Origin of the sequence: Burkholderia sp. AcTa6-5, from assembly GCF_017815075.1 — a bacterium.
Classification (GTDB): Bacteria; Pseudomonadota; Gammaproteobacteria; order Burkholderiales; family Burkholderiaceae; genus Burkholderia; species Burkholderia sola.
The window spans coordinates 59,781-84,114 of record NZ_JAGIQE010000019.1 but is presented as its reverse complement, the minus strand read 5'-3'; the positions used below and the strand labels follow the sequence as shown (position 1 = coordinate 84,114).

Sequence of the window (24,334 nt, the reverse complement as noted above, 5' to 3'; positions counted from 1 at the left end):
GGACCGCCGGATGCGCTGCGCGTTCGCGAGGCGTGACGTCGCGTGAACCGGATGTGTCAGGCGTCGCGTGCGTCGGGACTATAGCCGAGTTCGTAAGACAGTTTCTGCGCGCATGCGCGCAGCGCGGTGTCGATCTCGCCGCCCCACGCGATGTCGAACGAGCCTTCCTGGCCGAGCGCGACGATCGCGAGCGCCAGTTCGCCGACTGCGTCGAACACGGGCATGCAGAACGCATGGATCGTCGGCAGCAGCATCCCTTCGACGCGCGCGGCCTGGTGCTCGCGCACGTCGGCGAGCACCGCGTCGACTTCGTCGAGCGTGCGCGGGCCGCCGTGGTGCGGCGAGCGGCGCGTATCGGCGAGTTCGCGCTCGAGCATCGCGGCGGTCTTGCTGCGCGGCAGGTACGCGGCGAACAGCAGGCCCGTCGCGGAGCCGAGCAGCGGCATCACGTCGCCGAGCTTCAGCGACGCCTTCGCCGGATGGCTCGATTCCATCCAGTGCACGATCGTCGGCCCCTGGTTGCCCCATACCGCGATGCCGACCGTCTGGTCGAGACGGTCGCGGAATTCGGTCAGCGCGATCCGCGCGAGCTTCACGCCGTCGACGCGTGCGAGCCGCGCGAGGCCCATCTGCAGCGCGAAGCCGCCGAGCTCGTAGCGGCCCGAGACGGGATCCTGCGACACCACGCCGAGCCGCGAGAAGCTGACGAGGTAGCGGTGCGCCTTCGCAGGACTCATGCCCGCGCGCTGCGCGAGGTCGCGCAGCATCATCGCGCGCGGCTCGCTCGTCAGCACGTCGAGCAGGCGGAAGCCGACCTCGATCGACTGGATGCCGGAACGGACCTTCTCGCCGTGTTCGCCGGAAGCGGCGTCGTCGGTATCGGAGTCGGCGAGATCGTCGTCGGGGAGCGGGCTGGCGGGCATGGGCAACGGGTGCGCGAAAATGCGACGGGAAACGGGGCGAAAACGGCGTGCGCGATCATGGCGCGCCGCAGGGATTCACCATCGTAAAATAGATTCCCTCCATCGTCACTACAACGGCAGATCCTCCCTATGAAACTTGCTTCGCTGAAGGACGGCACGCGCGACGGCCAGCTGATCGTCGTGTCGCGCGACCTGCACACCGCGGCGATCGCCGACGCGATCGCGCCGACGCTGCAGCGTGTCCTCGACGACTGGGCGTTCTACGCGCCGCAACTGCGCGACCTGTACGACGCGCTGAACCACGGCCGCGCGCGCAATTCCTTCGCGTTCGATCCGGCCAACTGCATGGCGCCGCTGCCGCGCGCGTTCCAGTGGGCCGACGGCTCCGCGTACGTGAACCACGTCGAGCTCGTGCGCCGCGCGCGCGGCGCCGAGATGCCGCCCGAGTTCTGGACCGATCCGCTGATGTACCAGGGCGGCAGCGACGATTTCCTGGGGCCGCGCGACGACGTCGTATGCCCGTCCGAGGAATGGGGCATCGATTTCGAGGCGGAAGTGGCGGTGATCACCGGCGACGTGCCGATGAGCGCGTCGCCCGACGACGCGCTGAAGGCCGTGCGGCTCGTCACGCTCGTGAACGACGTGTCGCTGCGCAACTTGATTCCGGCCGAACTCGCGAAGGGCTTCGGCTTCTTCCAGAGCAAGCCGGCCACCGCGTTCGCGCCGGTCGCCGTCACGCCCGACGAGCTCGGCGACGAATGGCGCGAGGGCCGCGTGCACCGCCCGATGATCGTCCACTGGAACGGCAAGAAGGTCGGCCAGCCCGACGCCGGCACCGACATGGTGTTCCACTTCGGCCAGTTGATCGCGCACGCGGCGAAGACGCGCAACCTGCGCGCCGGCTCGATCGTCGGCTCCGGTACGGTATCGAACAAGGACGCGAAGCGCGGCTACTGCTGCATCGCCGAGAAGCGCTGCCTCGAGACGATCGAGCACGGCGCGCCGCAGACCGAGTTCATGCGCTATGGCGACACCGTGCGCATCGAGATGTTCGACGCGGCCGGCAAGTCGATCTTCGGCGCGATCGAGCAGTCGGTTTCCCCGCCCGACGGCGCGGCATAAGCGGCGCGGTACGTAACGCAACGCGACGCGACGGCGAACCCCGGCTTCGGCCCGCGCGCCGGGTTTCGCCCGATGTTTGACCGCGCGGGCTTGGCTACACTCGATTCAAGCGTTCGAGCACCTCGAACAAGGAGCAGCAGATGGCCGATCTCGCCGCGTACGGCGGTTACGAAGCACTGAAGGTGACGCGCCGCGACCATGGCGTGCTCGACATCGTGATGAGCGGCGAGGGCGCGAACCGCAGCGGCCTCGCGACCGCGAACGCGCGCATGCATCGCGAACTCGCCGACATCTGGCGCGACGTCGATCGCGATCCCGACACGCGCGTCGCGGTGATCCGCGGCGAAGGCAAGGGCTTTTCGGCGGGCGGCGATCTCGCGCTCGTCGAGGACATGGCGAACGATTTCGACGTGCGCGCCCGCGTGTGGCGCGAGGCGCGCGACCTCGTCTACAACGTGATCAACTGCAGCAAGCCGATCGTGTCGGCGATGCACGGGCCGGCCGTCGGCGCGGGGCTCGTCGCCGGGCTGCTCGCCGACATCTCGATCGCCGCGAAGGATGCGCGCATCATCGACGGCCATACGCGGCTCGGCGTCGCGGCCGGCGACCACGCGGCGATCGTGTGGCCGCTGCTGTGCGGGATGGCGAAGGCGAAGTACTACCTGATGCTGTGCGAGCCCGTGAGCGGCGAGGAGGCCGAGCGGATCGGGCTGGTCTCGCTCGCGGTCGCGCCGGCCGACCTGCTGCCGAAGGCATACGAAGTGGCCGAGCGGCTCGCGCACGGTTCGCAGTCGGCGATCCGCTGGACCAAGTACGCGCTGAACAACTGGCTGCGCACGGCCGGGCCGACCTTCGATACGTCGCTCGCGCTCGAATTCATGGGTTTTTCGGGGCCCGACGTGCAGGAAGGCATCCGCTCGCTGCGCGAACGGCGCCCGCCCGCGTTCCCCGGCGACGCGCCGTTCTGACGTGCGCGCTATGATCGAATCACGCGCGGCTGCGCGACGCTCGGCGGCCGCCTCGTTCCCCCAGTCAACCAGGATGCCCGTATGACGACCGATGCCTCCGGCGCCAACCCTTTCGCCGGCTTTGCCGGGTTCCAGCCCGCCGACATGATGGACCGGATGTGGGACATGATGCGGATGTCGCCGTTCGGCGGGATGGCGCCGTTTCCGGGCGCCACGCACGGGCTGCCGCCGTCGCTGTCGAGCATGTCCGACATGATGTCGCCGCTCACGAACGTCGAGGAACTCGACAAGCGGATCACCGATCTGCGCGCGGTCGAGCAGTGGCTGAAGCTCAATCTCGGGATGCTGCAGTCCGCGATCCAGGCGCTCGAGGTGCAGCGCGCGACGCTCGCGACGCTGCGCGCGTTCGGCGCGTTCGCGCAAAGCTCGATGTCGGCGGCCGAGGAAGCGGCCGTGGCCGCCGCGCAGGCCGCGAAACCCGCGTCGGCGGGCGAGGCCGCGCCCGCGGCCGATGCGGCGGAAGACGACCCCGCGCAGCAGCCGTTCGACCCGTCCGGCTGGTGGAACCTGCTGCAGACGCAATTCAACCAGCTCGCGAGCCTCGCGATGGCGCAACCGGGCATGCAGCCTGCGGCGCCGGACGCCGCGGCGCCGGAGGCCGCCGCCGCGCCCGGGCCCGGGCCCGCGACGAAGTCCGCCGCGGCCGCGCCGCGCAAGCCCGCCGCGAAGCGCGCGAAGCCGTCCGGTTCGGCCGCGGCGCGCGCGGCGGCCGCTTCGTCGCCCGAAACGCGTCCGCCGAAGCGCTCGACGTGATGCGGCGCAGCTAGGCGGTCGATCATGCGACTCGCGCTCGTTCTGATGGGAGGCGGCGCGCGCGCCGCATACCAGGTCGGCGTGCTGAAGGCGCTGGCCGAAATCGCGCGCGAGGCCGATCCGCAGCGGCATACGGTGCCGTTCGCGGTGATCTGCGGTTCGTCGGCCGGCGCGATCAACGCGACGTCGATCGCGAGCCACGCGGACGACTTTTCCCACGGCGTGCGGCGCCTGCTCGAATTCTGGGAGCCGCTGCGCGCCGATTACGTGTATCGCACCGACTGGCTCGGCATCGCGGGCGCCGGCGCGCGCTGGCTCGCGACGATGACGTTCGGCTGGGCGGCCCGCCGCTCGCCGCGCGGGCTGCTCGACAACACGCCGCTCGCGCACCTGCTGCAGCGCGAGCTGAGCTTCCACCAGATCGAGCAGATGCTCGAGGCGCGTCTGCTGCACGCGCTCGCGGTCACCGCGCTCAGCTATTCGAGCGGCCGGCACCTCACGTTCTACCAGGCCGCCGAGCCGATCCAGGCGTGGCGGCGCGCGCAGCGCACCGCGCGGCTCGTCGACCTGTCGGCGTCGCACCTGCTCGCGTCGTCGGCCATTCCGTTCGTGTTTCCCGCCGTGCCGCTCGTGCTCGACGGACAGGTCGAGTACTTCGGCGACGGCTCGATCCGGCAGATCGCGCCGCTGTCGCCGGCGATCCACTTCGGCGCGGACCGGATCGTCGTCGTCGGTGCGGCCGATCCGCGGCCCGAGATCCCGGCCGCGAACGGCACGGGACGGGCCCGTGGCTACCCGACGCTCGCGCAGATCGGCCAGCAGGTGCTCGCGAGCGTGTTTCTCGACTCGATCGGCTCGGACATCGAACGGATCGAGCACATCAACCAGATGATCGAGCACCTGCCGCACCAGGTCGAGATCGACAGCGGCTGGCGGCACGTCGACGTGCTCGCGATCGCGCCGTCCGAGCGCATCGAGCTGATCGCCGCGAAACACCTGAAGCAGATGCCGGCGACGATGCGCGGGCTGCTCGGCGCGATCGGCGGCAGCCAGCCGACCGGCGCATCGTTCGCCAGCTACCTGCTGTTCGAGGAAGCGTTCACGCGCGAGCTGATCGAGCTCGGCTACCGCGACGGCCGGGCCCAGCGGGAGACGCTCGCCGGCTGGATTGCCGGGGCGGACGGCGGCAGCGCGCCGGCGGCCGGCACGCCGCCGGAAGACGGCCTCGCGACCGGCGAAATACGGGTCTGACACGCGAAGGCGCACTGTAAGGTTGCGTTTTCGCGACGGTGGGCCGCGACCGATCGCCGCACCGAGGTAGGCGGCGCGCGACCGGCCGGGCGTCTCGGAACCGTCATGCACGCGTGCTATCATGGCCGCCGCCGTATACACCATATCGAGCAGCCCGCCGATCCGGCATCCGCACGGGGACCTTTCGGGGAACCCGCCTGGGGCAGGGGACGGGCGCGCCAACGAGCCGGCCAGCGCCGGCCCCCACTCAGGCAAGCGCGGCCGGCTTCGTCCGAACGGAGCGGGTTGCGGCATGCCCAACGGCGGCAACGCGGCCGCCTGGCTGCCGGACGAGGAATCGACGTCCGGCGGGCCGGTTTCCCGCGTAAAATTACAGTCTTGGCTGCAAAAAGCGCGCGTGGCGCGCTTGCGCGGCAACAGTCACGTTTAGAGAAGTCGCATTGCGCAGAACAGGGGTGGGACCATCATGAACACCATGCTTTATCCGGAACTTTACAGGTCGCTCGAAGCTGTCCGCTGGGACATGGAGAAGGACATTCCGTGGGACAAGTTCGACGCTTCGCTGCTCACCGACGAGCAGGCGAAGACGATCAAGATGAACGCGATCACCGAATGGTCGGCGCTGCCCGCGACGGAGATGTTCCTGCGCGACAACCAGCACGACAGCGATTTTTCCGCGTTCATGAGCGTGTGGTTCTTCGAGGAGCAGAAGCATTCGCTCGTGCTGATGGAATACCTGCGCCGCTTCAAGCCGGAGATGGTGCCGACCGAAGAGGAACTGCACGCGGTGCGCTTCCAGTTCGATCCGGCGCCGCCGCTCGAGACGCTGATGCTGCACTTCTGCGGCGAAATTCGCCTGAACCACTGGTACCGTTGCGCGGCCGACTGGCACACCGAGCCCGTCATCAAGCAGATTTACGAAACGATTTCGCGCGATGAAGCGCGTCACGGCGGCGCGTACCTGCGCTATATGAAGAAAGCGCTGAACAACTGCGGCGACGTCGCCCGCGCCGCATTCGCGAAGATCGGCGTGCTGATGGCGTCGGCGCGCCGCACCGAGAAGCCGCTGCACCCGACCAACCTGCACGTGAACCAGGCGCTGTTTCCGCGCGACACCGTGCAGTCGCGCCTGCCCGATCCGGAATGGCTCGAGCGCTGGCTCGACGAGCAGATCCGTTTCGACGGCGAGTGGGAGAAGAAGGTCGTCGAGCGGATCCTGCACAACCTGTCGATCCTGTTCGAGCGCACGTTCGCGACCGCGCAGGAACTGAACCGCTACCGCAAGGAGGTTACCGGCCGCCTGCAGGCCGAAAGCGGCCCGTCGTCGGCCGCGCAGCCGGCCTGAGGCTGGCCGGCGCCGCCGGCGCAAGTCGGGTCCGATTCGCACCCGATTCGCGCGCGGCTCACGGCACACCGTGTCGCGTTCGTTGCATGAAGCCCGCCCGGCCGGTCCGGCGGGCTTTTTATCGGGTGCCGCCGTCGCGCGCGCCGTCGTTCATTCCGTCCGATCTCCATCATGTCCGCCACCTTCGAACGCAAGCTGATCACCCGTGATGCCCTCGTCGCACTGCGCGCGTCGCTGCCGTCGCCCGTCGTGTTCACCAACGGCGTGTTCGACATCCTGCATCGCGGTCACGTCACGTATCTCGCCGATGCGAAAGCGCTCGGCGCCTGCCTGATCGTCGGCGTGAACAGCGATGCGTCGGTGCGCATGCTCGGCAAGGGCGACGACCGGCCGATCAACCGCGAAGAGGATCGTGCGGCATTGCTGGCGGCGCTGGAAAGCGTCGACTGGGTCGTGACGTTCGCGGAAAAGACACCCGTGTCGCTGATCGAGGCCGTCCGTCCGGACATCCTCGTGAAGGGGGGCGATTACGACATGGACGCGCTGCCGGAATCCGCGCTCGTGCGCGGCTGGGGCGGCCGCGCGCTCGCGATTCCGTTCGAGCACGACCGCTCCACCACAGCGTTGTTGAAGAAGGTGCGCGCGCAACAGTCCTGAGCGGGGCGCGGCGCCGTCACGGGGCCGACGCCGCGAGCGGTGCGGTCGTGACGGCCGGCGCCGCGATCGGGCCGCCGACGACGGGCTGGTCGCTGGCTCGCAGGAGCGGCGTCACGCGCAGCGCGTCGGGCCGCACCTGCCGCGACAGCACGCCGGGCTCGCGCGGGCCGGCCGCCGGCAGCGGCCCGAACACGCCGCGCGCCACCACGAACGCGAGCATGTTGGCGAGAAAGAGAACAGCGATCAGCCAGCGCAGCATCGTCGAAACTCCTTGTCGTCATCGACGTGGTTCACGTCGTTCAGTCGAGCCGGCCGCATGGCCGGCTTTTTTCATGGCTTTCGTCGCCCGTTCGTGCGGGCCGCTGGTGCGGCGCCGCGCGTATTGCATCGTCGGCGTGACGCTGGCCGGCTTGGACCCACTTGGACCTGCTTCGCCGCGCGCCGGCACGATGTCCGCGCCTTTGCGTCAATCCTGCGCCGTTGCCTGGCCGGCCGCGTCCGTTGCGATCAGCGCGAGCCCGGACAGGATCAGCGTGTCATGCCGCGTATGCGGGACCGTCAGCGCACGCGCGACGTCGTCCGCCGCACCGCCGGCCAGCACGAGCCGCACCGGCGCCTGCCACGCCGCGACGAGATCGCGCCACGCGCGTTCGATCAGCCCGGCCTGCGCGTACAGGCAGCCGGCCGACAACGAGCGCGGCGTATCGACTTGGAACGGTTCGGCCTGCGCGCCCGCAAGCAGGCCGCTGGCGATATCGGTGGTCAGCGTCGGCAACTGCGCGGTGTGCGTGCCGAGCGCGCGCATCATCAGCGCCCAGCCCGGCGCGATCAGCCCGCCCGTGAAGCGGCCGTCCGCGCGCAGTGCCTCGAGCGTCGTCGCGGTGCCGAACGTCGCGATCAGCAGATGCTCGTCCGGAAACGCCGCGTGCGCGCCGATCAGGCCGGCCCACCGGTCGCTGCCGAGTTGGTCGGGCGTCGTATAGCCGTTCGTCACGCCGCATTGCGCGGGGCGCGAGCGGATCGTCGTGCGCGGCACGCCCGGCCAGCGCGCGTCGAGCAGCGCGTCGAGCCGTGCGGCCACGTCGGCGCCCGCGACGTTCGAGATCCACGCGCCGCGCGGTCGCGGCAGCATCGACCAGTCGGGATCGGCGCCGCTGTCGCGCGTGTGGCCGAACGCACCCGTGTCGACGAGCGTGCGCCGCGCGTCGGTGAGCGCCCACTTGATCCGGCTGTTGCCGGCGTCGATCAGCAGGTGCGGTTCGCTCATTGCGCTTCGCGCAGCGATACGTCGCCGGCTGCGATCGTTTGTACGCCGCTCGGCGTGTCGAGCAGCAGCTGCCCGGTCGTGTCGATGCCCATTGCGATGCCGCGCGCGCGTTCGACGCCCTGTTCGAGCAGCACGACTTCGCGGCCCGCGTACGCGTGCAGTGCGTGCCAGCGTGGCAGGAACGGTTCGAGGCCGTCGGTGCCGAACTGCGCGAGCGCGGGCGTGAGTGCGTTCAGCGACGCGGCGAGCGTATCGGTGAGGTTCGCCGACGCGCACGCGATCGACAGCGCGGCGGGCGGTAGCCCGCTCGCGAGCGTGGCTTCGCGCGCGCGCAGCGCGTCGACCTGCGCGGCCACGGCTTCCGCGCCGCGCACGTTGATGCCGAAGCCGATCACGACGGCGGTGGCGTCGGCGGTGGTCCAGACGGTTTCGATCAGGATTCCGGCGAGCTTGCCGACGATGCGCGGCGCGCCGTCGTCGTCGGCCGTCAGCAGCAGGTCGTTCGGCCATTTGAGCGCGACGCGCATGCGGGCGTCGAGCGGCAGCGTGGCCAGCCCTTCGGCGAGCGCGACGCCGATCGCGATGCTGAGGCCGGCTAGCGCATCGACGGCGCGCGGCACGATGCAGCCGACCGAGCACAGCAGCGCATTGCCGGGCTGCGCGAACCACGGGCGGCCCTGCCGGCCGCGGCCGGCCGTCTGTTCGAACGCGACGCGTACGAGCGGCGCGGGCAGCGCGTTCGCCTTGCGCGGCAGCGCCTTGAGCCGCGTCGCGACGTCGGCGTTGGTCGAGCCGGTGGCGGCGACGATGTCGAGCGGCCACGCACGCGGCGCGGCGTCCAGGTGCGCCTCGAGCCGGTTGCGCGCGATGTGCGCGTCGCCGGAATCGGGCGTGTCGGAGGAGGTGGGGGCGTTCATGGCGCCTATTGTAGCGACAGGGGGCGTGGGCGCGTCGGCAAGTGGGGCGACGGTCATTTCCTCGGGCGGCAGGGGCCGATTGATGTGCGACGCTTCGCGCGAATGTGCTCGTGCCGAATCGGGAGAAGTGGCATTCGGGTAGTCGAGTGCATATGAGCTGGGATCACCGTAGCGCCGACATTCCGGTTGATCGATTGACGAAACGTCGTTCGACCGATATCGATTGATCGGGATTTCGAATTCGTATGATGGATTTCCTTGTGCCGGTCGTGCATTTTGGTGCGATGAGATTTGCGCTGATAGCGACGAGAGGGAATCCGGATGAATGATGGCCAGCAATGGTTACTCGAGTCTTCGCTGGCTGTTGTCGGCCGATTGATGGCTAGTGGCGGCCGGTATGCGGCTGGCAGGCCGACCGTCGTCGGATGTGCGGAGCCCCGGTACTTTCGCAGATGAGCGTTGCTCGGGCGCGATGAGCCGAGGTGACGCCGCATGATCCGCTATTACCTCGCCAAGGGCGATCGGGGCGGCAGCGCGACGATCACCGAGGGACTGGAATACGTCACGTGTTCCAATCCGCCGCCGCGTGTGCAGATCGCCACGCTCTACATGAAAACCTACTGCACGGCTTGCGAGCAGGTTGGGTTTGTCGCGCCGAAAGGTCCGCGCTTGCCTGGCAGGGCACCGAATGGTCAGGGATGGGCGTTGAGTGGGGATATCAATGCATGCGGGTGCAATCCGCCGCCGGTGTTCTATGCCGAGCGGGGCATGAGGATGATCCTGACTTCGCATGAGGCGACTGAGCTTCTGGAGAATAGACACACTCCAACGCCCGAGGACGAAGCGCCGGTTGCGACGGCGAGAGCGGATATCACGCTCGATTACGACGAACAGGTACGTGTCGGCATCGGCACGACGTTGCCGCAAAGCTATCCCTATTTGATCGAAATGACCGACGGACGCACGTATGCGGGGCGTGTCGGTACGAATGGCCAACTGCCACGCATCGGTACCGAGCCCGCTGTTCGATGGTTACTGGGCGCGTGCAGGCGAGTCGGAATTGAATGCGAGCGGCGGTCACATTGATCTTTGGAATGGCTCTCGAATGACGATGAATGGTTTCTGGGGTGCGGCGTCGACGATAGGGCGATATATCGGGATGGTGTCGTTTCGGCAAGGAGCGAATGTCTTCCCAAGTCTCAGCTATTCCGATCTCGGGAAATCGAATTCAGTCTTGTTTTGGGAGATCAAGTGAAGCGGTTTGCGATTGCGCTTTTGGGGGTGCTTGGTGGTTTGCTGTTAACTTGGCTTTACCTCTACGTTTACAGCCATATCAATTGGCCGAAACTTGAAGGCACACCGGCTCGCGGTTGTTACGAGATCGACAAGTGCCCGACCTCATGGTGGCAGGGAGTATTGTTTCTGGCGTACTTGCTGGGGCCCGCCTTGTTTTTCTGCGTCGTCAATGTACTGGCGTATAGACGCTGGTCATGCAAGAGATGGAGCACCACGCTCAGCATTGGAACCATACTCGCGGGCCTGTTCTACCTTGAGCCCTATGTTTCCCGGCTGCTTAAGTGGCGTACCGGATGAACAGACGATCCTTCACCGGTCGAACGGTTGGTGCGCCACTGCCGTCGCGCAGGCCGATTCCGGTTGCGGGGATCGATACCAATGCGCGGTGCGAGGATGACGCATGCGAAGCAATCACCGTTCGGCCGGGTCACGCCCACGCGCCCCCCGGCCGAACGGCCGTCACGGCGCAACCACCGGGTGCTTCAGCGCATGCGCGGTCTCGATCCACTGCGCGTGGAATTCGTCCGCATCGGGCCGAAGCCCGAGTTCGCCGTTGCGATAAGCCATCGCGAGCGTCTGCACGGCTTCCGGCAGCTCGTGCTCGGCGGCGCGGCGATACAGCGCGAGCGCACGTGCGTCGTCGCGCGGCACGCCGCTGCCGTCGCGGTACGCGTTCGCGAGCATGAAGTCGGCGGCCGGGATGTCCGCGCGCGACGCGATGTCGAACCAGTGCGCGGCTTGCACCGGGTCGGCCGCGATGCCGTAGCCGCTGCGGTAGATCAGCCCGAGGTAATACGCGGCGGCCGGGTCGCCGTCCGAGGCCGCTGCGCCGAGCAGCGCGCGGGCGCGCACATAGTCCTTCGGAACGTCGCCACTGCCCAGCAGCAACGCCTTGCCGAGCGCGAGCTGCGCGCGCCGCGCAGCCGGCGCGTCGGCCGTGTCGGCCTTGTCCGCCGCCGCGGCCGTTTCCAGCCAGCCGCGCCCCTCGTCGCGCAGCCCCGGTTCATGCGCATCGACGAGCGCGATGCCGAGCGCCGCCTGCGCGGCGCCCGAGCCGCGGCGCGCGAGCGTGCGCAACTGCGCCAGCGCATGCGGCTCGGTCGCCTGCGTGACCATCGCCTGCCATTCGTCGAGCTGCGCGGCGCTCGGCGCGGGGCCGGCGCCGCGCAGGCCGGTCGCCGCGACGACGGCCGCGACGGTCACGGCCGCCGTCGCGAGCAGCGCGGCAGGAGGGAGTTTCGCGCGCAGCACGCGCCGCGCGGCGGCGGCGAAGCCGGTTTCGGCGGGCCGCATCGTCCGGATCGGTTGCATCGTGTGTCTCATTGCGTGAGGTCGATCTCGTAGGTCGCGAGGTTCTTGCCCGAGCCGTCGTCGGCCGCGACCTGCGTGATGCCGGTCAGGCCGGCCGCCGCCGCATCGCCGAGGCGGTTCGGCGCGGACGCGAACCGCACGTGCGCGACCGAACTCGCGAGCTTCGTGAAGCGCCAGCTGCGCTGCGCGCCGTCGGCCGCGCGCGTGATCGCGCCGCGCTTCTTGATGAACGCGATCAGCACGTCGCGGTTCGCGTCGGGCGACGCGAAGATCGTCTTGCTGCCGTCGAGGCCCGGGAAATTGCCGCCGCCGCTCGCGCGGTAGTTGTTGGTCGCGACGATGAACTGCGCGTTCGGGTCGATCGGCGCGCCCTTGTACGTCAGGTTCCGGATCCGGCTACCGACCGGCTGCGTGACGTCGATTTCATACGCGAGATCGGCCGACGTGAACATGTCGAAGTTGTAGCCGGGGAAGGTGCTGACGAGCGGCTGCACGGTGGCCTTGGTCGGGTCGATCGTGTTGAAGCGCTTCGCGGCCGTCTCGAGCCAGTTCTTCACGTCGGCGCCGCTCACCTTCACCGCGTACACGGTGTTCGGATACAGGTACAGGTCGGCCGCGTTGTTGATCGCGAGCGCGCCCGGCGCGACGTCGGTGTAGTCGGTGCCGCCGCCGAAGCCGCTCTTGAACGGCGCGCTGACCGACAGCACCGGCAGCGACGCGTACTGCGGCAGGTTCGCCTGCACGTAGGTCTTCACGTAGTCGGCCTGCGCCTCGTTGACGATCTGGATCGCGCCCGGATCGCCGACGTCCGCGAAGTACGAGTTCATCCGGTAGTCGGTCGAGCCGATCGGCGTCTTCACGTAGTCGATCGTCGCCTGGTGCTCGGCCGCGATCGCGGCGGAGACCGACGGGTCGGCCGCGACGTAGCTCTTGTCGGCGTTCTGGATCGGCCGCGCCTCGACGGTCGTTAGCGACTTGTCGACGATCCACGTCTTGCCGTCGAACTTAAGGCCAAGCTTGATCACGCCGAGGTGCTTGCCCCAGTAGTTGGCCATCACGGTCGGCACGCCGTTGACGGTGCCCTTGACCTTGTCGACGCCCGGCAGGTTGAACTGCGCGACGGTGCTGTTCGCGTCCGGAAACACCTGGTGCGAGTGGCCGATCAGCATCGCGTCGATGCCGGACACCTTCGACAGCCACCAGCTGCCGTTTTCCATCGTCGGCGAGTACGCGGAATTGTCGAGGCCGCCGTGCGAGATTGCGACGACGAGATCGGCGCCCTTCGCGCGCATCTCCGGAATGTACTTCTCGGCCGCTTCCTTCAGCCCGGTCGTATAGACCTTGCCGTCGAGCCAGCGCTTGTCCCAGTTCATGATCGCGGGCGGCGTGAAGCCGATGATGCCGATCTTCACGGGCGCGCTGACCGTCTTGCCGTCCGGCGTCGTGGCCGTCACCGTGCGCGTCAGGATCGTGTACGGCGTGAACAGCGGCGCATTGGTCTTCGCGCTGATCACGTTCGCGAGCACCTGCGGGAAGTTCGGGCCCGCGCACTTCTTCTGCTGGGCGGGCGCGGGCAGGCCGTCGACCTCGAACGTGTTGCCGGTCACCTGCGACAGGTACGGCAGCCCGTAGTTGAACTCGTGGTTGCCGATCCCGCCGCCGTCGAATCTCGCGGCGTTCATCACCTTGTAGATCGCGAGCGTCTGGTCGCAGCCGACCGGCTTAACCAGCGCCTGGTAGTCCGACAGCGCGGTGCCCTGGATCGTGTCGCCGTTGTCGAGCAGCAGCGTGTTCGGGTACTGCTTGCGCGCCTGCGCGATCAGCGTCGACACGCGCTCGAAGCCGAGCGAATTGTCGGCGGCGAGCTTGAAATAGTCGTACGACAGCACGTTGGTGTGCAGGTCGGTCGTCTCGAGCAGCGCGAGCGTGGCCGTCGTGCCGACGGGCGCCTGGGCCTCGGGCTGCGACGGCGGCGTGGCGGTGACGTCGTCGCCGCCGCAGCCGGCGAGGACGAAGGCGAGGCTGGCGAGCGCGGCGGCGGCCGGCACGTGGCGGCGGGAAAGCGGGGGGAGACGCATCGGTTGTCCTGTTCGGTGTTCTGTTTTATGAAACGCGAGGTACGCACGAATGGCGGCGCGGCGCGCCGACGGCCTGAGGTGCGGCGCGTGAGAGTATCGAAAGGAAACGTGACGGAACAATGAAAGGTCGCGACGCCGGCCGCTGGCCGAGGCCCACGGCGGCTTCGGGCCGGTCCCGGCCGGCATGCCCGGCCCGGCGCCGCGGCCGGGCATGCCGGCCGTAATCCTCACGTCGCGGCGCCGGGCGGTTCGCTACAATGGCCGCTGTCATCCTTTTGCAAACAACCCGCCCTTGGACTTCGAGACTCCTCCCGGCCTGTCGGTCGACGCCGGCGGCCAGGGCCAGACGGTGCGCCTGACCGGCCAGTGGACCGCCCTGTCGCTCGCGCGCAACCGCGGCGCCGTGGCGCGCCGCATCGCGACCCTCGCCAGCGGGCGCGTGAGCGAATGGGATCTGTCCGGCATCGAGCGGCTCGACCACGTCGGCGGCCAGGCGCTGTGGCGCGTGTGGGGCCGCAAGCTGCCGGCCGGCGTCGCGCTGAGCGCCACGCAGCGCACGATCTTCGAGCGCATCGAACGGCTCGACAGCCAGCGCGAGGCGCCCGAGCGCATCGTGCGGTTCGATCCCGTCACGCGGCTCGGCCTGGCGATCTTCGCGTTCGGCGAACACCTGCAGGGCGGCATCGCGATGTTCGGCCGCGTGATCCTCGACGCGCTGTCGGTGCTGCGCCGCCCGCGGACGATGCCGTGGAAGGAGACCTCGGCGAACATCTACAGCGCCGGCGCGCAGGCGCTGCCGATCACCGCGCTCGTCGCGTTCCTGATCGGCATCGTGCTCAGCTACCTGTCCGCGCAGCAGTTGCAGATGTTCGGCGCGAACCGCTATATCGTGAACATTCTCGGGCTGTCGGTGATCCGCGAGCTCGGTCCCGTGCTGTCGGCGATCCTCGTCGCGGGCCGCTCGGGCTCGGCGATCACCGCGCAGATCGGCGTGATGCGCGTGACCGAGGAGCTCGACGCGATGCGCGTGATGGGCATCCCGCACGGGCTGCGGCTGATCCTGCCGCGCGTGCTCGCGCTCGGCGTCGCGATGCCGCTGCTCGTGATGTGGACCAACATCATCGCGCTGACGGGCGGCGCGCTCGCCGCGAAGCTGGTGCTCGGCATCGACATCAACTATTTCGTGCGCTCGCTGCCGGGCGTCGTGCCGATCGCGAACCTGTACATCGGCGTCGGCAAGGGCGTCGTGTTCGGCATGCTGATCGCACTGGTCGCGTGCCATTTCGGCTTCCGGATCAAGGCGAACTCGCAGAGCCTCGGCGAAGGCACGACCACGTCGGTCGTGTCGTCGATCACGGTCGTGATCCTCGCCGACGCGGTGTTCGCGATCCTGTTCCAGAACGTGGGGCTCGGATGAACGCATCGAACGACACGACCGCGCATGCCGCGGCGATCGGCGCCGGGCCGGACGCGGCCGCCGACGCCGGCGACCTCGTAATCGAGGTACGCAACCTGACCAAGCGCTACGGGCGCAACGTCGTTCACCAGAAGCTCGACTTCGACGTGCGGCGCGGCGAGATCGTGTCGATCGTCGGCGGGTCGGGCTCCGGCAAGACGACGCTCGTGCGCCAGATCCTCGGCCTCGAGCGGCCGACGTCGGGCACGATCAAGGTGTTCGGCGAGGATACGGCGACGATCGACGACGCGACCGCGCGGATGATGCGCACGCGTTCGGGGATGCTGTTCCAGCAGGGCGCGCTGTTCTCGTCGATGACGGTGTTCGACAACGTCGCGCAGCCGCTGCGCGAGCTCGGCCGCGTGCCGCCGGACCTGCTGCACGACATCGTGATGCTGAAGCTCGAGATGGTCGGGCTGCCGTGCAAGCACGCGTCGAAGATGCCGGCCGCGCTGTCGGGCGGGATGGTGAAGCGGGTCGGCATCGCGCGCGCGATCGCGCTGGAGCCCGAGCTGCTGTTCCTCGACGAGCCGACGGCCGGCCTCGATCCGCAGGCGTCCGACGAATTCGTCGAGCTGATCGCGACGCTGCACCGCACGCTCGGGCTGACCGTCGTGATGGTGACGCACGACCTCGACACGATGGTCGCGCTGTCGACGCGCGTCGCGGTGCTGGCCGATCGCAAGGTGCTGGTCGCCGCGCCCGTCGAGGAGGCCGCGAACGTCGACCATCCGTTCATCCACGAATATTTCCTGGGGCTGCGCGGGCGCCGCGCATTGCAGGCGCTGCCGCCCGAGCGGCGCGCGAAGCTGCCGAAGGCGGCCCTCGAACCGGCGCTGTCGAGCGTCGAGCTGTAGAAGCAAGGAACCCGCGAATGGAAAACAAATCACATGCGTTCTGGGCCGGCCTGTTCACGATCGCGCTGACGCTCGCGATCGCGGGCACCGTGTTCTGGTTCAACGTCGACCGCACCGTGCGCGTGCCGTACGACCTGCTCGCGCGCACCAACGTGACCGGGCTGTTCCCGGACGCGGCCGTGCGCTTTCGCGGCCTCGACGTCGGCAAGGTGCAGTCGATCGGCTTCGATCGCACGCATCCGGGCCAGATCCGGATCCGCATTCTCGTCGATCACGACGCGCCGATCACGCAGTCGACCTACGGCAGCCTCGGCTTCCAGGGCGTGACCGGCATCGCGTTCGTGCAGCTCGAGGATACGGGGCGCGATCTGTCGCCGCTGCCGTCGTCGCCGAAGGCGATCGCGCAGATCCCGATGCGGCCGAGCCTGTTCGACCAGATCCAGGAGCGCGGCGACGTGCTGCTGCGGCAGCTCGAACTGGCCGCGAAGAGCGCGAACGCGCTGATGTCGCCGGAGATGCGCGAGCAGTTGCGCGCGACCGCCGAAAGCCTGCAGCACGCGGCCGACGGCGCCGCGACGCTGACCAGGCAGCTCGGCCCGGCAGTCACCGCGCTGCCGGAAACGATGCACGAGGTAAACCGCGCGATGGCGTCGGCGAACACGCTGCTGCAGCCGAACGGGCCGCTCGTGTCGAACCTGAACAAGGCCGGCACGGCCGCCGAGCAGGTCGGCGTCGCGTTGAACGGCCTCAACGCGCGCGTGCAGTACGACACGCTGCCGCGCTTCAATGCGCTGGCCGATAGCGTCGGCGACGCGTCGCGGCAATTGAAGGACGTCGCCGGTGAACTTGGCCGCAACCCGCGCAGTCTGTTGTTCGGTTCGCCCGGTGCGGCGCCGGGGCCGGGCGAAGCGGGCTTCGTCTGGCCGGGTGCGACGGCCGGGAAGTGACGCCCATCGAAAACCGGAAACCTCATGCAGGAATACGCCATGCCACGAATTCTTGACCGCGCGCTGCGCCCGGCCGCGGCCGCGCTTGCCGTACTGACGCTCGCACTGGCGGCCGGCTGCGCCGGCAACGACGCGGTGCTGTCCAATATCCGCTACGACCTCGGGCCCGCGTCGTCGGTGACGACCACCGGTTCGGGCCCCGCGCTGAAGGTGCTCGACGTCGCCGCGCCGGACGCGCTCGATTCCGACAAGTTCGCGTACCGCCTCGCATACGCCGATGCGCAGCACGTGGCCGTCTATCGCGACAGCCGCTGGACCGCGCCGCCCGCGCAACTGCTCACGCAGCGGCTGCGCGGCGCGCTGTCGTCGCGCGGGACGGTGCTCGAAGGCGCCGACGGCGTGCGCGCGCCGACCCTCAAGGTCGACCTCAGCGAATTCGAACAGGTTTTCGACGGCCAGTCGCAAAGCCACGGCGCGGTGACCGCGCGCGCGACGCTGATGCAGGACGGCAAGGTGCTCGGCCAGCGCACGTTCGTCGCGCGCGCGCCGTCGAGCACGCCCGACGCGGCCGGCGGCGCGCGTGCGCTCGCGGCGGCCAGCGACGAACTCGTGTCGCAGATCGCCGCGTGGGTCGGCGTGCAGGCGTACGCGGGCACGCCGTGACGGCCGGCGTGCAGCCGCGATTGCATCCGCGATTGCATCCGCGATGAACGTGCCGGGCACGCATCGCGCGTCACCGCTCGCGCGGCAGGCGTTTGCCGCTTACGCGGTGCTGATCGTCTATGCGTCGCTGTATCCGTTCGAAGGCTGGCTGTCGCTCGGCATCGGCCCGTTCGATTACCTGTTCGCGCCGATGCAGCGCTACGTGACCGCGTTCGACGTGGCCACGAACGTGCTCGGCTATCTGCCGTTCGGCGCGCTCGGCGTGCTCGCGCTGCACCCGCGCTGGCGCGGCGTGGCCGCGACGCTGATCGCGGGCGGGCTCGGCGTGCTGCTGTCGGGCGCGATGGAAGCGCTGCAGACCTACCTGCCGACGCGCGTCGCGTCGAATCTCGACCTTGGCGCCAACGCGCTCGGCGCGCTGCTGGGCGCGGCGCTCGCCGCGCCGGCCACCGGCGCGCTGCTCGACCGCGGCGCGCTGCGCCGGCTGCGCTTCGCGTGGCTGGAGGCCGACGGTTCGACGCCGCTGCTGCTCGCCGCGCTGTGGCCGTTCGCGATCGTGTTTCCGTCGCCGTTCCTGTTCGGCATCGGCGACTGGCCGGCCGCGCTGTGGGAGCGCGCCGACGCGTCGATGCAGGACGCGCTGCTCGCGTGGCTGCCGGCCGCGTGGCGCGTCAGCGAATGGCCCGAGCGGGTCGACGGCTGGCTGTCCGATTCCGCGTGGGAAGCCGTGCTCGGCGGGCTGATGCTGTTCGCCGCGCTGGCGATCGCGTCGCTCGCGATGCGCCCGCGCGCGCCGCGCATCTGGCTGCTGATCGCGCTGGTGGTCGCCACGCTGGTGCTGAAGGCGGCCGCAACGTTCATGCAGTCGGCCACCGGCCTCGTCGTCGTGTGGGCGACGCCCGGCGCGCGGCTCGGCATCGAGCTCGGTTTCGCGGCGGCGCTCGTCGCGTTGCGCGTGCCGGCGACGTGGCGCGCGATGCTCGCGGCGCTCGCGCTGCTGGCCGGCGTCGCGCTCGTGAACCTGCTGCCGGTCAACCCGTTCTTCGACTTCACGCTATCGGGGTGGCGGCAGGGCCGCTACGTGCACTTCAACAGCCTCGCGCGCTGGCTCGCGTGGATCTGGCCCTACGCGGCGCTGATCTGGCTCGGCCAGCGCGTCGAGCACGCGTGGCTACCGGCCGCGCTGCGCCGCTGACGCGGCAGCCCGGGCCGCGCGGCGGCGGCCGTGCCGCGGGCAGCCGCGTGCGCCGCTCGCTATAATCGTCGGCATCCTCCGTTGCCGCCCCGCGCAACGGCAATTCATCGCCCTTCTTTGCGCACGGCCTCGTGCCGGGCCGCTCGTCACCATCATGGATTCCTACTACCAGCACCACGTCTTCTTCTGCCTGAACCAGCGCGATCCGGGCGCCGAGCGCCCGAGCTGCGCGCAATGCAATGCGCAGACCATGCAGGAATACGCGAAAAAGCGCGTGAAGGAACTCGGTCTCGCGGGGCCCGGCAAGGTGCGCATCAACAAGGCCGGCTGCCTCGACCGCTGCGAGGAAGGGCCGGTGATGGTCGTGTATCCGGAAGGCACGTGGTACACGTACGTCGACCAGGCCGACATCGACGAGATCGTCGAGTCGCACCTGCGCGACGGCAACGTCGTCGACCGCCTGAAGATCTGAGCGGGCCGCCCGAATGAACGTTCATACGCAGAAATCGCTGATCGCGGGCCCGATCGGCCAGATCGAAATCGCGGTCGACCTGCCCGACGCCGTGCGCGAAAGCGGCGCCGCGCCGCGCGGCATCGCGCTCGTCGCGCACCCGCATCCGCTGTTCGGCGGCACGATGGACAACAAGGTCGCGCAGACGCTCGCGCGCACGCTCGTGCAACTGAACTATGTCGTCTACCGGTCGAACTTCCGTGGCGTCGGCGCGACCGAAGGCGTGCACGACAACGGCGCGGGCGAGGCCGACGATCTTCTCGCGGTGCTCGCGCACATGCGCGCGCAGCCCGCGTATGCGGACCTGCCGCTCGTGCTCGCGGGCTTCTCGTTCGGCACCTTCGTGCTGTCGCACGTCGCGAAGCGCCTGCGCGACGCGGGCGAGACGATCGAGCGGATGGTGTTCGTCGGCACGGCCGCGAGCCGCTGGCAGGTGGCCGACGTGCCCGAGAACACGCTCGTGATCCACGGCGAAACCGACGACACGGTGCCGATCGCGTCGGTGTACGACTGGGCGCGGCCGCAGGAGCTGCCGGTCGTCGTGATCCCCGGCGCCGAGCATTTCCTCCATCGCAAGCTGCACGTGCTGAAGCGCATCATCGTCGACGCGTGGCGCTAGCCTGCATGCGGGCGTCGGCGCAAGCGCCCGCGTCCGTACCGCGCACCGGCGCCCGTCCGGACGATGCGCGACCCTTCCCGAAACTTCACGCGACATCGCGCCGCGCCCCGCCTGCTGCATGGCGCCGCAACCCGGCTTGCACGCCGCCTGCGCACGCCTTTCGCGCGGCTTCGAGCACGCGTGCCCGCCGCATTCCCGTGCGATGCTCGCGCAACGGGGTTGCGGACGTCCGCTGCCCGGTTCGCGAAAACGCCGTTCGCGGCCACGTATAATGGCCGCTTTCGCGTTGCCCGCGGCCCGGCTGGGCCCATGCGGCGCTCGTTTCGCCGCCTGTCCGCCCGCTCGCGACGGCCGCGAACCGAACGCGCCCGCACGAGTCCAACCGGCGCGTTTCGCGTCGCCCGACGGTGTCGGGCGAGCGCCCGACACGCCCGCCGCCTTGCCGTTCAACCCTGCGCGTTTCGCACCGCACTTTCTGCCATCAGCCTGAATCGATCATGCGTCTGTCTTCCCAAGGCCTCAAGTCCCTCGCTTCCTCCATCGCCTTCAGCACCGCCGCGCGCAACGTCGCGCTCGGCGTGATGCTGCCCGTCGCGCTCGCATCGACGATCGTCGTCGCCGAGGCGAAGCCGGCCGCCAAGGCCAAGGCCGCGCATGCGGCGCCGGCCGCCGAGCAGTTCACCGGCGCGCCCGCGACCTACATGCCGGGCGCGGTGCCGCCGCCGGGCGTGAACGCGCGCTCGTGGGTGCTCGTCGACGCGACGAGCAACACGGTGCTCGCATCGGGCAATGCGGACGAACGCGTCGAGCCGGCGTCGCTGACGAAGCTGATGACGGCCTACCTCGTGTTCGAGGCGCTCGACAAGAAGAAGATCTCGATGGAGCAGATCGTCACGCCGAGCGAAGCCGTGCGCCGCGTCGGCCGCGACGAGTCGCGCATGTTCATCGAGGCGAACAAGCCGGTGTCCGTGCACGACCTCGTGTACGGGATGATCATCCAGTCGGGCAATGACGCCGCGATCGCGCTGGCCGAACTCGTCGGCGGCAGCGAAGGGCAGTTCGTCACGCTGATGAACGACGAGGCCGCGCGCCTCGGCATGAAGGGCACGCATTTCGCCGACGTGAACGGCATGCCCGACCCGAACCACTACACGACGGCCGGCGATCTCGCGAAGCTGTCGGCTCACCTGATCCGCGATTTTCCGCAGTACTACGGCATCTTCTCGGAGAAGGAATTCAAGTACAACAACATCCGCCAGGGCAACCGCAACCGTCTGTTGTGGCTCGACCCGACGGTCGACGGCCTGAAGACGGGCCACACGCAGGCGGCCGGTTACTGCCTGATCGCATCGGCGAAGCGCGCGATCCCGGGCGTCGACGGCCAGCGCCGCCTCGTGTCGGTGATGATGGGCGAGCAGAAGGAAAGCGACCGTACGCAGGACAGCATGAAGATGCTGAACTACGGCTACAGCGCGTTCGATTCGGTGCGCCTGTTCAAGGGCGGCCAGGCGATCTCGACGCCGCGCGTCTACAAGGGCAAGGACAACACCGTGCAGGTCGGCGTGAAGGGCGACCAGTGGGCGACCGTGCCGCGCGGCCTCGGCGACAAGGTCAAGACCGAGGTCGACGTCAACGCGCCGCTGATCGCGCCGCTCGCGGCAGGCCAGCAGGTCGGCACCGTGAAGATCGTCGCCGACGGCAAGACGCTGTCCGAATTCCCGGTCGTCGCGCTGCAGGCGGTGCCGGAAGCGGGTATCTTCGGACGTATCTGGGACTCGATCCTGCTGATGTTCAGCAAGAAGAAGTAAGCACGACGGGCCTTTGTTTTCACGACTTCATCCCCATCTGTCAAAGCTATGAGCCAAGCCGAATTCGAACCGATCGTCTACCTCAGCGTCTCGGCGCAGGAGGAACTGGTGCCGCTGTCCGAAGCCCGTGTGCCGGTGCTCGACCGCGGGTTCATCTTCGGCGACGGCGTGTATGAAGTCGTCCCCGTCTATGCGCACGACGGCGCGCACGTGCCGTTCCGGATCGAACAGCATCTGGACCGGCTCGCGCGCAGCCTGAAGAAGATCGGCATCGACGACCCGCACGATGCGGCGGGCTGGCGCGCGCTGATCGAGCGGGTGGTCGCGGCGAACGCCGAAGGCCTCGCCGACGGCAACGCGCTCGTCTACCTGCAGGTGACGCGCGGCGTCGCGAAGCGCGGCCATGCGTTCCCGGCGAACGCGGTGCCGACGGTGTTCGCGATGACGAGCCCGCTGCGCCTGCCGTCCGAAGCGGAGCGCGCGAAGGGCGTGCGCTGCGTGACGGCCGAGGATCGCCGCTGGCTGCATTGCGACATCAAGTCGATCTCGCTGCTCGGCAACGTGTTGATGGCGCAGCATGCGGCGGAACGCGATGCGTTCGAGACGATCCAGCTGCGCGACGACAACGTGACCGAAGGCTCGTCGTCGAACGTGTGGATCGTGAAGAACGGCGAGCTGTTCGCGCCGCCGCGCAGCAACAAGATCCTCGAAGGGATCCGCTACGCGCTGGTCGAGCAACTGGCCGAAGAATGCGGGATCCGGTTCGTCGCGCGCGAGATCAGCGAGGTCGAGCTGCGCTCGGCCGACGAGATCATGCTGACGTCGGCCACCAAGGAAATCCTGCCTGTGACGTCGCTCGACGATCTGCCCGTGCAGGGCGGCAAGCCGGGCCCCGTGTTCGCGGCGCTGTATGACGCGTACCAGCGTGCGAAGGCACGCGAGTTTGAACAGTTTGACCTAACCCGGAGAAAATGATGAGCGAACCGACCAAAACCGTCGAGGTCACCGGCGCGATCGAGACCCGGAAGGAGTCGCTGCTGGAGTTTCCGTGCGATTTCCCGATCAAGATCATGGGCAAGGCGCACCCCGAATTCAAGGACACGATCTTCAAGGTCGTGGCCGTTCACGACAACGAGATCGACGTCGAGAAGATCGAGGAGCGCGCGTCGAGCGGCGGCAATTACACGGGCCTCACGATCACCGTGCGCGCGACGAGCCAGGAACAGCTCGACAACATCTACCGTGCGCTGACCGGCCATCCGATGGTCAAGGTCGTGCTTTAAGCGCCCGTTCCGGCGTCCGGGGTCAGCGCAAACGGCCGCTGATCCCTTTCCATCCTCCCTCCAGCGCGCACTCGGCGGGGCATTTTCCCGCCGCGCGCCGCGCGTCCAGCTCGTCGCACAGCCGCTTGTATTCGGCCACTTCCTCGAACAGCCAGGTCCTGAACGCCTGCACGCGCGGCGTGTTCAAGAGCGGCGGCGGACACACGAAAAAATAGTGCCACGGGCTCGGCCCGTCGATGTCGAACAGGCGCACGATGCGCCCGTCGAGCAGGTCGTGCACCGCGAGCGAGCGGCGCACCAGCGCGATGCCCTGGCCTTCGATCGCGGCCAGCAGCAGGTTCGACGAATCCTGGTACAGGATCCCCCGCTTGGGCTCGGTCAGCGTATCGAGCCCGGCCGCGTCGAACCACGGCCGCCACAGCTCGTCGTCCGAGCGCAGCAGCGGGTAGTGCACGAGATCGGCGGGCGTCTGCGGCAGCTTGCCGCCGTTCAGCGTCGGCGCGCACGCCGGAAAGAACACCTCCTCGAACAGCGGCTCCACGTGCAGCCCCGGATAGCTGCCGAAGCCGAAGCGGATCGCCAGATCGACGTCGTCGCGCGCGAAATCGGTGAGCGAGTTGGTCGACTGCAGCTCGACGTCGATTTCCGGATGCCGCTCGATGAACGTGCCGATGCGCGGTGTGATGAAGCGCGCGGCGAACGACGACAGCATCGACACCACCAGCCGCCGGTCGCGGTCGCTCGCGCGCACGTCGCGCGTCGCGTCGGCGATCACCATCAGCGCGGTGCGGATCTGCTGCGCGTAGCGCATGCCGGCGTCGGTCAGGCACAGCCGCTTGCCGTTGCGCGTGAACAGCTGCACGCCGAGCTCTTCCTCGAGCGCGCGCACCTGGTGGCTGACCGCGCCGTGCGTGACGAACAGCTCGTCGGCGGCGCGCGAGAAGTTCTCGTGGCGGGCGGCGGCTTCGAACGCGCGAATCGCGTTCAGCGCCGGCAGCTGGCGGAGGTCCATTTGCTAATTTTCCTCACATCGACGTGAAAATTGGT

General features: G+C 68.9%; 24 protein-coding genes. 17 read left to right on the top strand and 7 right to left on the bottom strand.

The features are described from left to right. Window positions 1–56: 56 nt before the first annotated feature. Entirely contained in the window at window positions 57–923 is an 867-nt protein-coding gene (locus tag J8I33_RS23945) for an IclR family transcriptional regulator (protein ID WP_027812547.1), read from the bottom strand. Window positions 924–1,052: 129 nt separating this feature from the next. Here J8I33_RS23945 and J8I33_RS23940 point away from each other — a divergent pair, with 129 nt between their 5' ends. The 6 genes from J8I33_RS23940 (at window position 1,053) to rfaE2 (ending at window position 7,079) form a co-directional block, all read left to right on the top strand. Continuing rightward, a complete protein-coding gene (locus tag J8I33_RS23940; RefSeq protein ID WP_209926683.1) occupies window positions 1,053–2,045 on the top strand; it encodes a fumarylacetoacetate hydrolase family protein in 993 nt (330 codons plus the stop codon). Between the two features lie 140 nt (window positions 2,046–2,185). Next, window positions 2,186–3,013 (top strand): enoyl-CoA hydratase/isomerase family protein, encoded by an 828-nt coding sequence (locus J8I33_RS23935; RefSeq protein ID WP_089488857.1) that lies wholly within the window; start codon window positions 2,186–2,188, stop codon window positions 3,011–3,013. 81 nt (window positions 3,014–3,094) lie between these two features. After that, on the top strand, window positions 3,095–3,826 hold the full coding sequence (locus J8I33_RS23930) for a PhaM family polyhydroxyalkanoate granule multifunctional regulatory protein (protein ID WP_209939173.1): 732 nt from the start codon (window positions 3,095–3,097) through the stop codon (window positions 3,824–3,826). 24 nt (window positions 3,827–3,850) lie between these two features. Further along, window positions 3,851–5,077, top strand: coding sequence for a patatin-like phospholipase family protein (locus tag J8I33_RS23925; protein ID WP_209939172.1), 1,227 nt, complete (start codon window positions 3,851–3,853; stop codon window positions 5,075–5,077). A 466-nt stretch (window positions 5,078–5,543) separates the two neighbouring features. Beyond that, a complete protein-coding gene (locus J8I33_RS23920) occupies window positions 5,544–6,422 on the top strand; it encodes a diiron oxygenase (RefSeq protein WP_011353352.1) in 879 nt (292 codons plus the stop codon). Window positions 6,423–6,593: 171 nt separating this feature from the next. Beyond that, a complete protein-coding gene (gene rfaE2, locus J8I33_RS23915; protein WP_069620197.1) occupies window positions 6,594–7,079 on the top strand; it encodes a D-glycero-beta-D-manno-heptose 1-phosphate adenylyltransferase in 486 nt (161 codons plus the stop codon). Between the two features lie 16 nt (window positions 7,080–7,095). Here the strand turns inward: rfaE2 and J8I33_RS23910 are convergent, their stop codons facing one another. From J8I33_RS23910 to J8I33_RS23900, 3 genes are all read right to left on the bottom strand, one after another. After that, on the bottom strand, window positions 7,096–7,338 hold the full coding sequence (locus J8I33_RS23910) for a hypothetical protein (RefSeq protein WP_209939171.1): 243 nt from the start codon (window positions 7,336–7,338) through the stop codon (window positions 7,096–7,098). Between the two features lie 207 nt (window positions 7,339–7,545). After that, complete coding sequence (locus tag J8I33_RS23905; RefSeq protein WP_209939170.1) at window positions 7,546–8,346, bottom strand: type III pantothenate kinase; 801 nt, start codon at window positions 8,344–8,346, stop codon at window positions 7,546–7,548. Further along, window positions 8,343–9,263 carry a biotin--[acetyl-CoA-carboxylase] ligase gene (locus J8I33_RS23900; protein ID WP_209939169.1) on the bottom strand — a complete coding sequence of 307 codons (921 nt, stop codon included), beginning with the start codon at window positions 9,261–9,263 and terminating at the stop codon, window positions 8,343–8,345. Before J8I33_RS23900 ends, J8I33_RS23905 begins: the two co-directional genes overlap by 4 nt. Window positions 9,264–9,755: 492 nt before the next feature. Between J8I33_RS23900 and J8I33_RS23895 the strand changes: the two genes are divergently transcribed. Then, a complete protein-coding gene (locus J8I33_RS23895) occupies window positions 9,756–10,349 on the top strand; it encodes a hypothetical protein (protein ID WP_245170341.1) in 594 nt (197 codons plus the stop codon). A gap of 669 nt (window positions 10,350–11,018) precedes the next feature. Here the strand turns inward: J8I33_RS23895 and J8I33_RS23890 are convergent. Together J8I33_RS23890 and J8I33_RS23885 are read right to left on the bottom strand one after the other, a co-directional pair. Further along, on the bottom strand, window positions 11,019–11,870 hold the full coding sequence (locus J8I33_RS23890; RefSeq protein WP_209939168.1) for a tetratricopeptide repeat protein: 852 nt from the start codon (window positions 11,868–11,870) through the stop codon (window positions 11,019–11,021). 8 nt (window positions 11,871–11,878) lie between these two features. After that, a complete protein-coding gene (locus J8I33_RS23885) occupies window positions 11,879–13,948 on the bottom strand; it encodes a bifunctional 2',3'-cyclic-nucleotide 2'-phosphodiesterase/3'-nucleotidase (protein WP_209939167.1) in 2,070 nt (689 codons plus the stop codon). Window positions 13,949–14,132: 184 nt separating this feature from the next. Here J8I33_RS23885 and J8I33_RS23880 point away from each other — a divergent pair, with 184 nt between their 5' ends. The 10 genes from J8I33_RS23880 to J8I33_RS23835 all read left to right on the top strand — a co-directional run bounded on the left by J8I33_RS23880 (window position 14,133) and on the right by J8I33_RS23835 (window position 23,287). After that, the gene (locus tag J8I33_RS23880) at window positions 14,133–15,365 is read left to right on the top strand and encodes an ABC transporter permease (protein ID WP_235356330.1); all 1,233 of its coding nucleotides are present in this window, start codon (window positions 14,133–14,135) and stop codon (window positions 15,363–15,365) included. Beyond that, the gene (locus J8I33_RS23875; RefSeq protein WP_050018160.1) at window positions 15,362–16,261 is read left to right on the top strand and encodes an ABC transporter ATP-binding protein; all 900 of its coding nucleotides are present in this window, start codon (window positions 15,362–15,364) and stop codon (window positions 16,259–16,261) included. The genes J8I33_RS23880 and J8I33_RS23875 overlap by 4 nt, the downstream gene beginning before the upstream one ends. Window positions 16,262–16,278: 17 nt before the next feature. Next, a complete protein-coding gene (locus J8I33_RS23870; protein ID WP_050018159.1) occupies window positions 16,279–17,208 on the top strand; it encodes an MlaD family protein in 930 nt (309 codons plus the stop codon). Between the two features lie 39 nt (window positions 17,209–17,247). Beyond that, window positions 17,248–17,871, top strand: a complete 624-nt coding sequence (locus J8I33_RS23865; RefSeq protein ID WP_023478104.1) for an ABC-type transport auxiliary lipoprotein family protein — start codon at window positions 17,248–17,250, stop codon at window positions 17,869–17,871. Between the two features lie 43 nt (window positions 17,872–17,914). Then, window positions 17,915–19,066: a VanZ family protein gene (locus J8I33_RS23860; protein ID WP_209939166.1), complete on the top strand. Its 1,152-nt coding sequence runs from the start codon at window positions 17,915–17,917 to the stop codon at window positions 19,064–19,066. A gap of 154 nt (window positions 19,067–19,220) precedes the next feature. Further along, on the top strand, window positions 19,221–19,538 hold the full coding sequence (locus J8I33_RS23855; RefSeq protein WP_050018157.1) for a ferredoxin: 318 nt from the start codon (window positions 19,221–19,223) through the stop codon (window positions 19,536–19,538). A 13-nt stretch (window positions 19,539–19,551) separates the two neighbouring features. After that, on the top strand, window positions 19,552–20,196 hold the full coding sequence (locus J8I33_RS23850; protein WP_124593439.1) for an alpha/beta hydrolase: 645 nt from the start codon (window positions 19,552–19,554) through the stop codon (window positions 20,194–20,196). A 497-nt stretch (window positions 20,197–20,693) separates the two neighbouring features. Further along, entirely contained in the window at window positions 20,694–22,004 is a 1,311-nt protein-coding gene (locus J8I33_RS23845) for a D-alanyl-D-alanine carboxypeptidase family protein (RefSeq protein WP_124593438.1), read from the top strand. 48 nt (window positions 22,005–22,052) lie between these two features. Continuing rightward, a complete protein-coding gene (locus J8I33_RS23840; RefSeq protein ID WP_077219559.1) occupies window positions 22,053–22,979 on the top strand; it encodes a D-amino acid aminotransferase in 927 nt (308 codons plus the stop codon). Continuing rightward, complete coding sequence (locus tag J8I33_RS23835) at window positions 22,979–23,287, top strand: YbeD family protein (protein WP_011546305.1); 309 nt, start codon at window positions 22,979–22,981, stop codon at window positions 23,285–23,287. The genes J8I33_RS23840 and J8I33_RS23835 overlap by 1 nt, the downstream gene beginning before the upstream one ends. Window positions 23,288–23,309: 22 nt before the next feature. Here J8I33_RS23835 and J8I33_RS23830 read toward each other — a convergent pair whose 3' ends face one another. Continuing rightward, on the bottom strand, window positions 23,310–24,299 hold the full coding sequence (locus tag J8I33_RS23830; RefSeq protein WP_006485238.1) for a transcriptional regulator GcvA: 990 nt from the start codon (window positions 24,297–24,299) through the stop codon (window positions 23,310–23,312). Window positions 24,300–24,334 lie beyond the last annotated feature (35 nt).

Coding starts and splice junctions, on each gene's coding strand:
- J8I33_RS23870 (WP_050018159.1), top strand. CDS start 16,279: ATGGAAAACAAATCACATGCGTTCTGGGCCGGCCTGTTCACGATCGCG.
- J8I33_RS23885 (WP_209939167.1), bottom strand. CDS start 13,948: ATGCGTCTCCCCCCGCTTTCCCGCCGCCACGTGCCGGCCGCCGCCGCG.
- J8I33_RS23945 (WP_027812547.1), bottom strand. CDS start 923: ATGCCCGCCAGCCCGCTCCCCGACGACGATCTCGCCGACTCCGATACC.
- J8I33_RS23875 (WP_050018160.1), top strand. CDS start 15,362: ATGAACGCATCGAACGACACGACCGCGCATGCCGCGGCGATCGGCGCC.
- J8I33_RS23855 (WP_050018157.1), top strand. CDS start 19,221: ATGGATTCCTACTACCAGCACCACGTCTTCTTCTGCCTGAACCAGCGC.
- rfaE2 (WP_069620197.1), top strand. CDS start 6,594: ATGTCCGCCACCTTCGAACGCAAGCTGATCACCCGTGATGCCCTCGTC.
- J8I33_RS23930 (WP_209939173.1), top strand. CDS start 3,095: ATGACGACCGATGCCTCCGGCGCCAACCCTTTCGCCGGCTTTGCCGGG.
- J8I33_RS23860 (WP_209939166.1), top strand. CDS start 17,915: ATGAACGTGCCGGGCACGCATCGCGCGTCACCGCTCGCGCGGCAGGCG.
- J8I33_RS23920 (WP_011353352.1), top strand. CDS start 5,544: ATGAACACCATGCTTTATCCGGAACTTTACAGGTCGCTCGAAGCTGTC.
- J8I33_RS23845 (WP_124593438.1), top strand. CDS start 20,694: ATGCGTCTGTCTTCCCAAGGCCTCAAGTCCCTCGCTTCCTCCATCGCC.
- J8I33_RS23880 (WP_235356330.1), top strand. CDS start 14,133: ATGCCCGGCCCGGCGCCGCGGCCGGGCATGCCGGCCGTAATCCTCACG.
- J8I33_RS23850 (WP_124593439.1), top strand. CDS start 19,552: ATGAACGTTCATACGCAGAAATCGCTGATCGCGGGCCCGATCGGCCAG.
- J8I33_RS23910 (WP_209939171.1), bottom strand. CDS start 7,338: ATGCTGCGCTGGCTGATCGCTGTTCTCTTTCTCGCCAACATGCTCGCG.
- J8I33_RS23895 (WP_245170341.1), top strand. CDS start 9,756: ATGATCCGCTATTACCTCGCCAAGGGCGATCGGGGCGGCAGCGCGACG.
- J8I33_RS23865 (WP_023478104.1), top strand. CDS start 17,248: ATGCCACGAATTCTTGACCGCGCGCTGCGCCCGGCCGCGGCCGCGCTT.
- J8I33_RS23830 (WP_006485238.1), bottom strand. CDS start 24,299: ATGGACCTCCGCCAGCTGCCGGCGCTGAACGCGATTCGCGCGTTCGAA.
- J8I33_RS23890 (WP_209939168.1), bottom strand. CDS start 11,870: ATGCAACCGATCCGGACGATGCGGCCCGCCGAAACCGGCTTCGCCGCC.
- J8I33_RS23900 (WP_209939169.1), bottom strand. CDS start 9,263: ATGAACGCCCCCACCTCCTCCGACACGCCCGATTCCGGCGACGCGCAC.
- J8I33_RS23925 (WP_209939172.1), top strand. CDS start 3,851: ATGCGACTCGCGCTCGTTCTGATGGGAGGCGGCGCGCGCGCCGCATAC.
- J8I33_RS23835 (WP_011546305.1), top strand. CDS start 22,979: ATGAGCGAACCGACCAAAACCGTCGAGGTCACCGGCGCGATCGAGACC.
- J8I33_RS23840 (WP_077219559.1), top strand. CDS start 22,053: ATGAGCCAAGCCGAATTCGAACCGATCGTCTACCTCAGCGTCTCGGCG.
- J8I33_RS23940 (WP_209926683.1), top strand. CDS start 1,053: ATGAAACTTGCTTCGCTGAAGGACGGCACGCGCGACGGCCAGCTGATC.
- J8I33_RS23905 (WP_209939170.1), bottom strand. CDS start 8,346: ATGAGCGAACCGCACCTGCTGATCGACGCCGGCAACAGCCGGATCAAG.
- J8I33_RS23935 (WP_089488857.1), top strand. CDS start 2,186: ATGGCCGATCTCGCCGCGTACGGCGGTTACGAAGCACTGAAGGTGACG.